Origin of the sequence: Ottowia cancrivicina, assembly GCF_029813755.1 — a bacterium.
Classification (GTDB): Bacteria; Pseudomonadota; Gammaproteobacteria; order Burkholderiales; family Burkholderiaceae_C; genus Ottowia; species Ottowia massiliensis.
Genome location: NZ_JARVII010000009.1, coordinates 1 through 11,763, shown reverse-complemented (window position 1 = coordinate 11,763; position 11,763 = coordinate 1). Strand labels below are relative to the sequence as shown.

The following is an 11,763-nucleotide window of genomic DNA, read 5'->3' as shown; positions in this document are numbered from 1 at the left end:
GAGGCGCAGAAGGCGGCTTTGCGCGCTGCCGGCCCCATCTTTTGGCAAAAGGCCGAATGCTACCGGCGCGGCCCGCCCGCGCATGCCGGGCGGGCAGGGACTGTAGGGTGCGGCCGCCTGTCTATGCCATCAAAAACAGGAGCGAATTTGAGGGGGCATGAATGCCGCCTAGCGCAGTTTCCACTAGGACATCATGCTATGGATATAGTAGCGAAATAAGCCGGTGAGACAGTCCTTCCCGCTGGCCAAGTGCGCGGCCAGGCCTTGAACAGACCCTCAGCGCAACACCACCAGCCCCACGCTGCGCAGCCAGGCTTCGGCCTCGGCCAGCGCGCCGGCATGCCGCGCGCGTTCGGCGAAGACCAGGCCGCTTTCCACCAGAAAGCGCACCTGCTCCTCCGCTGCCGCGCCGCCTGCCTGCGGCAGCGCCTGGCGAAATTGCCGCTCCGTTTCCATGCCCTGCTTGCGCTCGCCCGCTTCGTAGTCGAGCAGGGCCAGCCGCGCCAGAGCCTGCGCCTTGCTGGCGGCGGGCAGCCGGTCGATCTGCTCCCTGACGGCCCGCAAGGCGGCCTGCATGCGCGGCGCGGCGGGCCAGTTGCCGCCGCGCGCCCAGGGGCGCAGCGCATCCAGGGCGGCAGGCCATTGGCCTGATTCCATCGCCCTGGAAAGCGGAACGGGCAGGCGGTTCATCAGCTCTTCTTCCTCGCGCAGCAGGCCCAGCTTGCGCGCCGCCAGCGCGTGCTGGGCCAGCAGGCTGATTTGCACGGGCGCGCTGGCATCCGTTCCGGCGGCGGCATAGCGCATCTGCTCGAACTGCCTTTGCGCTTCATTCCAGCGGCCCTGGCGGGCCAGCCAGGCAATGTGGCTTTGCAGGGCTTCGGCGCGGGCTATTCGCAACTGCTCTTGCAGCATCGTTTTGTGCGGCGCTGGCGCGTCGCGCAGGGCTGCCTGCGCCTCGTTGGCAAAAGCCGCGTTTTGCTCGTAGAAGGCAGGCTGCGCGAGCGAGAGTTGGCGGTAGGCGGCCAGCCATGCTTGCGCCCGCTCAAAAGCGCCGGACAGAGCCTGGATTTGCCTTTGCAGCGTTTGCAAAGCAGCCAGATCGCGGCTGTCCGGGTTGCGGGCCAGCACGGCGGCTTGCAAGCCCAGCTTCAGCGCTTGCAGGCCAGGGCTGTCCGGCAAGCTTTGCAGCGCCTGCATGGCGCGGCCCGCCTGTCCGGCGCGCGCCATGTCATTGGCCACGCGGCCAATGATTTGCAGCCGCTGTGGCTCAGGCAGCTGGCGGAAGGCGTCGCGCCAGGCGTGGTTGCCGCCCTGGCTGGCTTCGTATTCCGCCATGGGTGCGGCCGCCAGGCTGGCTTCGCCGCCGCTTGCGGCCAGCAGCTCCACCGCGCTGCTGGCGGGCTGCGGCCCCAGGCCCTGCGTGGCGGCCAGGGCCTGATTGGTCAGCACGTCTTCACGGTGCCATTCTTCGGGCGTGAGCTGGCGGGCCAGCGCCAGCGCGGTGCGCTCATCGGGCGGCGCGCCCTTCTGGTAGCGGGCGTAGCCGTAGCCTGCGCTCACGAAAGCCACGGCGGCCAGCAGCGCGAGGCCCGCCTGGAAGAAGATGCGCTGCCGCTGGCGCCTGGGGTCCAGCCCCATTTCCTTCATCAGCTCCGCGCGAATCTGCTCGCGCAGGCGTTTTTCCAGCCGGGCCATTTCCAGGCCCTTTTCGCGGTTGGCGCTGGCGGCCAGGCCGTTTTCGATGGCTTTGCGCTCCTCCCGCTCAATTTTTTTACGCAGCACGTGCAGGGAAGACACCTTGTCCACATACGCACCGCAGGCCGGGCACTGGCGCTGCGCAGTCAGAACCACGTATTTGTCGCAGGCGGGGCATTGCAGCTCGTCCAGCTTGGCGGCCAGACTCAGAACCGGCTCCAGCTCCACGCGCAGGCCCACGGACTCCAGCCGCTTTTGCAAGTCGCGGGCCTTGCTCTCCGGCGTTTTCTTGCCAATCACCACATAGGGCGCAGACTTCAGGCGCTGCGCCAGCAGCAGCGCTTTTTCTTCGCTGAGAGCAGCCTTGGATTGCAATTGCGCAGAGAGGTTTTCATAATGTTTCCCCCCCCCGGCGAAGCGCTTCAGCCGAATAGCTGACAGTGACGGTGAAAAGGCGCTCCTGGCTTGAATTTGAAAAATCCAGCATGGCGTTCTTCTTTCAGGCCCGGTTACGGATGGCACTTGAGCGCCATGCCCTGAAGCGTGGCATGCCGCACCAGAAAAGACTGCGTGATATCGGTATTCACCAGCACCACGGCATCGGCCTTGTAGCGCGTGGCGGCCTGGTGGCGCAAATCGTTTTTGGCCTGCTGGATGGCTTCTTCCAGCGTGAGCATATTCATCTCTGACACTTCAGCGGAGACGGGGCCGAGCTGCTGGCAGCGATCCAGCAGCCGGTTGTTTTCCGAATACACCATGACCCGGCGGGCTTCAGGCGTGATGGAGGCGCAGGCTGAAAGAGCGCACGCCAGGGCGGCTGCGGCCGCCAGGGAAAGTCTTGGCATTGGCATGGTTGAGAAAGGCAAGAAGGTTGAACAAAAGCGGTGGCGGGTGATTTTATGCAACATGTTTTTACATAAAAGCCCCGCTTGCAACAGGCACACAATCCGCGCCTGCTTTCCGCTCCCTTGCCTGCCATGTCCGCGCCGCCTGCCGTCACCCGCTTCATCCTGATTGAACCCAGCCATGCTGGCAATGTGGGCGCGGTGGCGCGCGCCATGAAGGTGATGGGCTTTCATGACCTGGCGCTGGTGCGCCCGCGCTGGCCCGATGTGCTGACCCGCCCCGAAGCCGTGGAGCGCGCCAGCGGCGCTGATGACGTGCTGCGCGCCGCCCGCGTGACGGGCACGCTGCAAGAGGCGCTGGAGGGCGTGACGCACCTGTGCGCCACGGCCATGACGCCGCGCGACTTCGGCCCGCCTGTCTGCGCGCCGCGCGAGCACTTCAGCCAGCTGCTCAATCCGGCGCGGCCCGCGCCCAGCGGCCCCTGGGGCGTGGCTTTTCTGTTTGGCTGCGAGCGCTACGGCATGCGCAACGCGGATGTGTGGCGCTGCCATGCCTGCCTGAGCATTCCGGCCAATCCGGCCTACGGCTCGCTCAACCTGGCCGCCGCCGCGCAGCTCATCGCCTACGACTGGCGGCAGGCGCTGCTGGCGCGCTTTGGCGAGGCGGCGTTTGCAAGCGCCTTTGCCGTGCGGCCCGCCGCCAGCCTGGCCGATCAGGCCGATGCAGAGCAGGTGGCGGCCATGCTGGCCCATCTGGAGCAGGCGCTCGTCGCCGTGGGCTTTCTCGACCCGGCCGCGCCCAAAAAGCTCATGCCCCGCCTGCAACAGCTCTTCAACCGCGCCCAGCCCACGCAGCAAGACATTCACATCCTGCGCGGCATCGCCCGCGCCATGCAGCAGGCGGCCAGGCGCGGCCATGAAGAAGATTGAGACGGGCGCGCGGCAGTCAGCCAGCGCATGAAATCTGGCTTCGCTTGCCAAGGGAGGCTTTAAAACAGGAGCAAATCCAAGGGGCATAAAACCCGCTTCGCGCAATTTCCACTAGGACATCATGCTATGGATAAAGTAGCGAAATAAGGCCGTGCATCCAGCTGCGCATGGGGCTTGGGCGGCAAGGGGCGCGCCAGGGCGTTCGCCCCTACACTTTCACCCCTTATGTTTCAACGCATTCGCTCTTACGCCCAGTCCATTCTGGAGCGCGATCCAGCCGCCCGCAGCGTGTGGGATGTGGTGTTTTCCTACCCCGGCTTTCACGCCCTGGCGTTGCACCGCGTGGCGCATGCGCTGTGGCAGCGCGGCTGGCTGTGGCTGGCGCGCTGGATTTCGCACTGGGGGCGCTTTCTCACGGGCATTGAAATCCACCCCGGCGCCCGCATTGGCGCGCGCGTGTTCATCGACCACGGCATGGGCGTGGTGATTGGCGAGACGGCGGAAATCGGCGATGACTGCACGATTTACCAGGGCGTCACGCTCGGCGGCACTTCGCTGGACAAAGGAGCCAAGCGCCATCCCACGCTGGGCAAGGGCGTGATCGTGGGGGCCAATTCGCAGGTGCTGGGCAGCTTCACGGTGGGAGACGGCGCCAAGATCGGCTCGGGCGCGGTGGTCACCAAGCCTGTGCCCGCCGGGGCCACGGCCGTGGGCAACCCGGCCCGCATCATTCAGGAGGGCGAGGCCGCGCGCCGCGAGGCCGCCGCCGCCAAAATGGGTTTTTCCGCCTACGGCGTGACGCAAAGCGATGATCCCGTCAGCCAGGCGCTGCGCGGGCTGATTGACGGCACGGCCGCGCAAGACCACCAGATTGCCCTGCTGTGGCAGGCCATCGAGAAGCTGGCCTGCAAGATTGACCCGGACTGCGTGCCCGACAACGCCGCCTTGCATGAGCAGTTCGAGGCGCAAAAGCTCAACCAGCTGGTGGGCGACTGAGAGCAGGCTCCGGCAAGCGCCGCTTCTGAAAAGAATGATGGCTGCAAGGCGCCGCTGGCGCTTGCGGCCGGCCTGGCGCCCGAACCGGGTTTTCCGTTTTTTCTTCCGCACCTTCCATCATGAACATGCTGCGTCCCGAGGCTCTCAAGCACCTGCATCCCGGCTGGTTTTCCATCGTCATGGGGCTGGCCGGGCTGTCGCTGGCGTGGGCGCAGGCCGCGCGCAGCATGGGGGACATCGCTGGGGCCGGGGCGCTGGCGCTGGGGGCGCTGGCAGCGCTGGCGTTTGTGGCGCTGCTGGGGCTGTCGTGGTGGCGCTGGCTGCGCCAGCCGGAGGCGCTGGCGGCTGATCTGGCGCATCCGGTGCGCCATGCCTTTGTGGCGGCCCTGCCCATTTCCCTGATGCTGCTGGCGGGCGTGGCCGTGAGCGCGCTGGGGCAAACGGGCGGCTGGGCGGCGGCGCTGTGGTGGCTGGGTTCGCTGGGGCAAATGGGCGCCACGGTCTGGGCGCTGGGCCGCTGGATCAACAACGCGCAGGCGGGCGGCTGGGCGCAGCTGACGCCATCGCTTTTTCTGCCCGCCGTGGGCAATGTGGTGGCTGCGCTGGCAGGCGGGGCTGTGGGCGCGGGGCCGTGGGCGGCGGCCCAGTTCGGCGTGGGCGTGACGCTGTGGCTGGCGCTGCTGACGCTGCTGCTGGCGCGGCTGGCCGTGCATGGCGTGTGGACGCAGCGGCTGCTGCCGCTGACTTTCATCACCATCGCGCCGCCAGCGGTGGCGGGCATGGCCTTGCTGCAACTGGGCGGGCCTGCTGTGCTGGCCTGGATGGCCTGGGGCGTGGCGCTGATGTTTCTGCTCTGGAGCCTGAACGTGATGCCGCGCATGCTCGCGCAGCCGGCTTCCGTCACCTGGTGGGCGCTGTCGTTTCCGTTGGCGGCCTTTGCCGCCCTCTCCCTGCGGCTGGCCGGGCACGATTCGGGCGTGATGGGCGCGCTGGCGCTGCTGGCGCTGGCTTTCGCCTCGCTGACGGTGGCGGCGCTGGTGCTGGCCACGCTCCAGGGTTTGCGCGATGGCGCGTGGCTGGCGCCCGAACAGGTGTCGCTCAGCGTGGCCGCGCCGCCGGATCACTGAAAGGCTGGCCAGCCCATGCTCAATACTGAAAAAGCCCCTGCCGCCGATTCGCCCCCTTTCAGCCCCTGGCGTCTGTGCGTGGCGCCCATGCTGGACTGGACGGACAAGCACTGCCGCTACCTGCACCGCCTGATCACGCGCCATGCGCGGCTCTATACCGAAATGGTGACTTGCGGCGCGCTGCTGCACGGCTCGCTGCGGCGACATCTGCGGCGCGACGAGATGGAGCGCCCCGTGGCGCTGCAACTGGGCGGCAGCGACCCGGCTGAGCTGGCGCAATGCGCGCGGCTGGGCCAGCAATGGGGCTATGACGAAATCAACCTCAACTGCGGCTGCCCCAGCCCGCGCGTGCAGCGCGGCGCATTCGGCGCGTGCCTGATGACCCAGCCGCGCCTGGTGGCCGACTGCGTGAAAGCCATGCGCGATGCGGTGGACATTCCCGTCACCGTCAAGCACCGCATCGGCATTGACCGCGAAGAAAGCCACGCCTTCGTGCGCGACTTCGTGGGCGAAGTGGCGCAAGCGGGCTGCAGTGTGTTCATCGTGCACGCCCGCAATGCCTGGCTGGAGGGCCTCAGCCCCAAGGAAAACCGCGAAGTGCCGCCGCTGCGCCACGAGCGGGTCTGGCAGCTCAAGCGCGACTTTCCGCAGCTGACCATCTGCCTGAACGGCGGCGTGAGCAGCAACGAACAAATCGCCGCGCACCTGGCGCACGTGGACGGCGTGATGCTGGGCCGCGCCGCCTACCACCACCCCTGGCTGATGAGCGAGTGGGACGCGCGCTTTTTCGGCGATGCAGGCCGTGATACAGGCCGCGATGCCGCCCCGCCCCTCACGCGCGAAGCCGTGGAGCGCGCCATGCTCGCCTACATGCAGGCCGAGGCCGCGCAAGACGGCACACCCTGGTACGCCATTGCCCGCCACATGCTGGGCCTGCGCCACGGCCTGCGCGGCGCGCGCGCCTGGCGGCAGGTGTGGAGCGACCACCGCCTCAAACCCCTGCCGCCCGAAGCAGTGTGGCAGCGCGCGCGCCAGCACACGGAGCCTGACGCGCCAGAAGGCCCAGGCCAGATCGCAGACGGCGTGCGCGCCGTGTGAGTGTCTGTTCGCAATTTGTCCGTGGCGCGAAAGGCGCGAACCTGGGCGCTCGTGGGCGCTGCAAACCCTTGCCGGGTCACAAGACTCGCCTGCGCCTTGCAGCCCCTCACGGCCAGACGCTGAAGAGACTCAGAAAAAGGAGCAAATCCAGGTGGGTGAAAAACGGCTTTCGCGCTCTTTCCACTAGGACGTCATGCTATGAATCAAGGAGCGAATTTCCCCGTTTCACGCAGGCTATCGCTTCGTGTGAGCGGCTGGTGAGCGGCGCCTTGCCGCAAGGCGGTTGAACAGCCTCTCAGCCCTTGAGAAACAGCGCGTAGGCCGGGTTGCCGGTTTCGTCAATCCAGGCGTAGCCCAGCTTGTCCAGAAAGGCGTGCAGGGCCGGGCCGTCGCTTTCGGGCGCCTGGATGCCCACGAGCACGTGGCCGAAATCGGCGCCCTGGTTGCGGTAGTGAAACAGGCTGATGTTCCAGGCCGGCTGCATGAGGCTGAGAAATTGCAGCAGCGCGCCGGGGCGCTCCGGGAAGATAAAGCGCAGCAGCCGCTCGTGGCTGGCCAGCGGCGAGTGGCCGCCCACCATGTAGCGCACGTGTTGCTTGGCCAGCTCGTCGTGGGTGAGGTCCAGCGCTGAAAAGCCCGCCTGCTCGAAGGCGGCGGCCAGCATGGGCGATTCGCCGCGCGCGGCGGTGGTCAGGCCCACGAAGACGTGCGCCCGGGCGCGGTCGCTGATGCGGTAGTTGAATTCGGTGACGTTGCGCGCGCCGCCGGGCAGGCGGCCCACGGTTTCGCAAAAGCGGCGAAAGCTGCCGCGCTCTTCGGGAATGGTGATGGCAAACAGCGCCTCGCTTTCCTCGCCCACGGCGGCGCGCTCGGCCACAAAGCGCAGGCGGTCAAAGTTCATGTTCGCGCCGCAGAGAATGGCCGCCAGCGTCTGCCCGGGCGCCGTGCCTTCGCGCGCGGCGTATTGCTTGAGGGCGGCCACGGCCATTGCGCCCGATGGCTCGACGATGCTGCGCGTGTCGATGAACACGTCCTTGATGGCGGCGCACACGGCGTCGGTGTCCACGGTGATGAATTCGTCCACCAGCTCGCGGGCGATGCGGAAGGTTTCTTCGCCCACTTGCTTGACGGCGGTGCCATCGGCAAACAGGCCCACATCACGCAAGGCCACGCGCTCGCCGCGCGCCACCGATTGCGCCATGGCGTCCGAGTCGTTCATCTGCACGCCGATGATTTTGATTTCGGGCCGCAGGGCCTTGATGTAGGCCGCCACGCCGCTGATCAGGCCGCCGCCGCCCACGGCCACGAACACGGCGTGCAGCGGGCCGGCGTGCTGGCGCAGCAGCTCCATGCCGATGGTGCCCTGCCCGGCGATGACGAGCGGATCGTCAAATGGGTGAATGAAGGTCAGCCCCTGCTGGGCCTGCAATTGCAGCGAATGGGCGTAGGCGTCGGAATAGCTCTCGCCGGCCAGCACGACTTCGCCGCCCAGCGCCCGCACGGCGTCCACCTTCACGCGCGGCGTGGTCACGGGCATGACGATGACGGCGCGCGCGCCCAGCTTGCGCGCGCCCAGCGCCACACCCTGTGCGTGGTTGCCCGCGCTGGCGCAAATCACGCCCTTGTGCAGCTGGCCGGGCGTCAGGTGCGCCATCTTGTTGTAAGCGCCGCGCAGCTTGAAGCTGAAAACGGGCTGCTGGTCTTCGCGCTTGAGCAGCACGGTGTGGCCGGTGCGGCGGCTGAGCGCGGGCGCTTCGTCCAGCGCAGATTCCACCGCCACGTCATACACGCGCGAGGTGAGCACCTGGCGCAGGTAATCCAGGCTGGAAGGCAAAGGGGCCGGAGCGTTTTGTGAGGCGTTTTGCGGGGCGGGTTGCGGGGCAGGCCGCGAGGTGCTTTGCGGAATATCGTGCGGGGTCGTCATGGGGCGGCGATCATAAATTTGCTTACGATTGCTCCCTTTCTGGCTCCCTTTCCGTTCATCCTTTCGCCCCGTTTTTCTCATGAACCATCCCTCCAAACGCCTTGCGCTCAAGCTGGCCGCCGCCGCGCTGGCCGCCGCCGCCCTTGCCGCCTGCGGCAAGAAAGAAGAAGCCGCTTCGCAAGCGGCAGACCAGCCTGCCGGATCGCCCGCGCCCGCCGCCAGCGCCCCCGCGCCCAGGCAAGAGCCGCTCAAAGTCGCCTTCGCCTACATCGGCCCCGTGGGCGACGGCGGCTGGAGCTTTGCGCACGACAACGCCCGCAAAGCTGTTGAAAAAGAATTTGGCGACAAGGTGCAAACCTCTTACGTGGAAAGCGTGCCCGTGAGCGCCGACGCCGAGCGCGTGCTGCGCGACATGGCCCAGCAGGGCAACCAGCTGGTGTTCGGCACCACCTTCGGCTACATGGAGCAAATGCTGAAAGTGGCCGCCGACTTTCCGCAAGTGAAATTCGAGCACGCCACCGGCTACAAAACCGCCGCCAACCTGGGCACGTACGACACGCGCACCTACGAAGGCGCTTACATGGCCGGCCTGCTGGCCGGCGCCATGACGGAAACCGGCACGCTGGGCGTGGTGGCCTCCGTGCCCATTCCCGAAGTCATGCGCAACATCAACAGCTTCGCCCTGGGCGCGCGCAGCACCAACCCCAAGGCCAGCGTGAAAATCGTGTGGGTCAATGAGTGGTTCAACCCGCCCAAGGAAACCGAAGCGGCCACCGCCCTCATCAACGGCGGCGCGGACATCCTCATGCAAAACACCGACTCTTCTGCCGTGCTGCAAACCGCCGAAAAGCTGGGCAAGCGCGGCTTCGGCTGGGACAGCGACATGACGCACTACGGCCCCAAGGCGCACATCGCCTCCGCCGCCATCAACTGGACGCCGTTTTACGTCAAGACCATCCGCGAAGTGATGGACGGCACCTGGAAGCCCGAGCGCCACTGGTGGGGCGTGAAAGAAGGCGCGATCGACCTCGTTTCCCTGGCCGAAGACGTGCCCGAAAGCGCCCGCGCCCGGCTGGCCGAAGTGAAAGAGGGCCTCAAGGCCGGCGCCTTCCACATCTGGCAAGGCCCCATTGCCGACAACACCGGCAAGCAGGTGTTAGCCGAAGGCCAAGTGGCCGACGATGCCTTTCTGGGCGGCATCAACTTCTTCGTGGAAGGCGTGGAAGGGCAGGCGCCAGGCCAATAAGCAGCGGCCCGCCATGTAAAAAGCCGGGCGCTGCCCGGCTTTTTTGTGCGGCGGCCTGAAGCGCAGACGCGTGGGAAAGCGGTTTGCGAGCAGCCTGCGCGCCGATTCTGCCGCCAGGCTGAAGCAAAAAAAGGAGCGAATTTAGAGGGATGAAAATACCGTATCGCGCAATCCCGACTAGGACGTCATGCTATGAATAGAGGAGCGTAGAAAAGCCTTTCTGCGCCAGTCTTTCAAGGCTGAGCCATACGCAGATACGGGCATCAGCGAAGCAGGCCGCCTGGGCGGTTTTTCAGCGTACGCGCGGCGCGTGCTCGGGGCGGGCGGGCGCTTCTTCGTCCAGTGCGGCTTCCAGCCACAAGGCGGCGACGAAGCGTTTGTCAAACCACAGCCACAGCAGGATGGGCGCCACGGGCGTGAGCATGAGAAAACCGAACTGGTAGCCGTAGGCAATCACTTCATTAGCCCAGGCGGGGTAGCCCAGATAGGCCATTGCATTGCCGCCGGGGGTCAGGGCCACGTCGCGCAGCCACTGAAAGCACAGGCCCCAGGCCTGCGCGGGCAGCAGCAGCACGCTGCCCCACGCCATCTTCAGGGGCCACCAGCGCGGGCGCGAGGCCAGCAGCATGGCCCACAGCAGCACCTGGCCGTAGCCGTAGGTGGGGTAGCTCACTTCGGGCGTGAGTTCGGCCAGCATCTGCCGCCCGCCAGGGCCGGGCATGAGCACTTGCACGCGCGTGAGCAGCGTGCCTGTCACGCCATCTATCTCGAAACCCTCCACCCACGCGAACAGCAGCTTCATCACGGTGCCAGCCAGCCACAGCGGCGGCGCGGCGAACCATTCGCGCGCCCAGTACCACAGCGGCAGCAAAACGACAAGGCCGGCAAGGGCCAGCAGAAGAAATCGGCCAATGAGCGTGGCGCGCATGAATGCTCTCCAGGGCAAGGGGCAGGCGGGGTTCAGGCCGTGGGCGCCGAAGGCTGTTTGGCGGGACTGACCCGCTTTTCGTGCCGCGCCACGTAGCGCATCCACAGCAGCCAGACGATGAGCACATCCAGCATGATGAGCGCCTGCCACATGTACAGGTGCGCAAATTCAAACACCTGCAAGTTCCACTGCCCCAGGAAAAACAGGCTGACCACGCGCAGCAGGTTCACGCCCTGCACGGCCATGAAACCCAGCCCCAGGCCCCAGAGCTTCATCTTCCAGCTCGAAGGGAAGGCCAGCACCGCCGCCAGCAGCACGATGGCCGCCTCCACGCCGTTGCAGCCCGGCTCGATGGAGATGCCAAAGCCCGACTGCGCGCTTTGCACCACGCGTCCGTGGGAAATGGCCGAGGGATCAAAAAACTGGATGATGGCCGCGCTGGCGCTGGCCACCAGCCCCGTCCAGGGCTGCACCACGGCGGCTTGCACGGGAGCAAGCATTTCCATGCCAAACAGCACGGCCTGAACGGAAAGAAAAACAAGAAAGAAACGGGTCACGGATTCGGTATTCGGAAAAAAAATGCCAGGGCGCGGATGGTAACGGCACAGGGCATTTGCCTGCCTCCCATTCACCCGCGCCGATTATTTGCGCCATGAGCCGCGCGTGGATTTCAAACGGGGTGCATTGTGGACACCCCTTAATCTTTTGGGTCGCGCCCAGCGCCTGAAGCGCCTGCCAGGGCGCATCAAAAACAGGAGCAAATTCAAGGCCATTGAAATGCTTCTTTGCGCAGTTTCCACTAGGACATCATGCTACTAATAAAAGAGCAAAAAACTGCCCGTTCGCCGTTCCGCCTTCAGCCTCAGGCGCCCATCCGGAGCAAATGCCGGCCAGGCAGGCCGCTTCACAGGCTGGCGCGCTACCATGCGCGCCCTTTTGTCTCTGAGCGCTTTCCTCTCACATGACTGTCTCGA

Annotated in this window: 10 protein-coding genes; 5 read left to right on the top strand and 5 right to left on the bottom strand. The window is 66.3% G+C overall.

Annotation, left to right across the window (positions count from 1 at the left end; all coding sequences use genetic code 11):
- Positions 1-276: 276 nt before the first annotated feature.
- Positions 277-2,070, bottom strand: a complete 1,794-nt coding sequence (locus QB898_RS05680) for a hypothetical protein (protein WP_279524155.1) — start codon at positions 2,068-2,070, stop codon at positions 277-279.
- Positions 2,071-2,204: 134 nt separating this feature from the next.
- The gene (locus tag QB898_RS05675) at positions 2,205-2,540 is read right to left on the bottom strand and encodes a DUF4156 domain-containing protein (RefSeq protein ID WP_279524154.1); all 336 of its coding nucleotides are present in this window, start codon (positions 2,538-2,540) and stop codon (positions 2,205-2,207) included.
- 132 nt (positions 2,541-2,672) lie between these two features.
- Here QB898_RS05675 and QB898_RS05670 point away from each other — a divergent pair, with 132 nt between their 5' ends.
- The 4 genes from QB898_RS05670 to dusA all read left to right on the top strand — a co-directional run bounded on the left by QB898_RS05670 (position 2,673) and on the right by dusA (position 6,691).
- A complete protein-coding gene (locus tag QB898_RS05670) occupies positions 2,673-3,470 on the top strand; it encodes an RNA methyltransferase (protein ID WP_279524153.1) in 798 nt (265 codons plus the stop codon).
- A 225-nt stretch (positions 3,471-3,695) separates the two neighbouring features.
- Positions 3,696-4,466: a serine O-acetyltransferase gene (gene cysE, locus QB898_RS05665; protein ID WP_279524152.1), complete on the top strand. Its 771-nt coding sequence runs from the start codon at positions 3,696-3,698 to the stop codon at positions 4,464-4,466.
- A 119-nt stretch (positions 4,467-4,585) separates the two neighbouring features.
- Positions 4,586-5,593, top strand: a complete 1,008-nt coding sequence (locus QB898_RS05660) for an SLAC1 family transporter (RefSeq protein WP_279524151.1) — start codon at positions 4,586-4,588, stop codon at positions 5,591-5,593.
- Positions 5,594-5,608: 15 nt separating this feature from the next.
- A complete protein-coding gene (dusA, locus tag QB898_RS05655; protein ID WP_279524150.1) occupies positions 5,609-6,691 on the top strand; it encodes a tRNA dihydrouridine(20/20a) synthase DusA in 1,083 nt (360 codons plus the stop codon).
- A gap of 295 nt (positions 6,692-6,986) precedes the next feature.
- Here dusA and ilvA read toward each other — a convergent pair whose 3' ends face one another.
- A complete protein-coding gene (gene ilvA, locus QB898_RS05650; RefSeq protein WP_279524149.1) occupies positions 6,987-8,615 on the bottom strand; it encodes a threonine ammonia-lyase, biosynthetic in 1,629 nt (542 codons plus the stop codon).
- Between the two features lie 79 nt (positions 8,616-8,694).
- On the opposite strand from ilvA, the gene QB898_RS05645 reads away from it, so the two are divergent.
- Positions 8,695-9,861 carry a BMP family ABC transporter substrate-binding protein gene (locus QB898_RS05645; RefSeq protein ID WP_279524148.1) on the top strand — a complete coding sequence of 389 codons (1,167 nt, stop codon included), beginning with the start codon at positions 8,695-8,697 and terminating at the stop codon, positions 9,859-9,861.
- A 292-nt stretch (positions 9,862-10,153) separates the two neighbouring features.
- Here the strand turns inward: QB898_RS05645 and QB898_RS05640 are convergent, their stop codons facing one another.
- Positions 10,154-10,789: an exosortase H-associated membrane protein gene (locus QB898_RS05640; RefSeq protein ID WP_050715645.1), complete on the bottom strand. Its 636-nt coding sequence runs from the start codon at positions 10,787-10,789 to the stop codon at positions 10,154-10,156.
- Between the two features lie 32 nt (positions 10,790-10,821).
- Positions 10,822-11,346 carry an exosortase H gene (gene xrtH / locus QB898_RS05635; RefSeq protein WP_279524147.1) on the bottom strand — a complete coding sequence of 175 codons (525 nt, stop codon included), beginning with the start codon at positions 11,344-11,346 and terminating at the stop codon, positions 10,822-10,824.
- Positions 11,347-11,763: the final 417 nt, after the last annotated feature.

What these genes read in the sequence shown, in the direction of transcription:
- QB898_RS05645 (WP_279524148.1), top strand. Translation starts at nt 8,695, where the DNA reads ATGAACCATCCCTCCAAACGCCTTGCGCTCAAGCTGGCCGCCGCCGCG.
- dusA (WP_279524150.1), top strand. Translation starts at nt 5,609, where the DNA reads ATGCTCAATACTGAAAAAGCCCCTGCCGCCGATTCGCCCCCTTTCAGC.
- QB898_RS05660 (WP_279524151.1), top strand. Translation starts at nt 4,586, where the DNA reads ATGAACATGCTGCGTCCCGAGGCTCTCAAGCACCTGCATCCCGGCTGG.
- QB898_RS05675 (WP_279524154.1), bottom strand. Translation starts at nt 2,540, where the DNA reads ATGCCAAGACTTTCCCTGGCGGCCGCAGCCGCCCTGGCGTGCGCTCTT.
- cysE (WP_279524152.1), top strand. Translation starts at nt 3,696, where the DNA reads ATGTTTCAACGCATTCGCTCTTACGCCCAGTCCATTCTGGAGCGCGAT.
- QB898_RS05640 (WP_050715645.1), bottom strand. Translation starts at nt 10,789, where the DNA reads ATGCGCGCCACGCTCATTGGCCGATTTCTTCTGCTGGCCCTTGCCGGC.
- QB898_RS05670 (WP_279524153.1), top strand. Translation starts at nt 2,673, where the DNA reads ATGTCCGCGCCGCCTGCCGTCACCCGCTTCATCCTGATTGAACCCAGC.
- ilvA (WP_279524149.1), bottom strand. Translation starts at nt 8,615, where the DNA reads ATGACGACCCCGCACGATATTCCGCAAAGCACCTCGCGGCCTGCCCCG.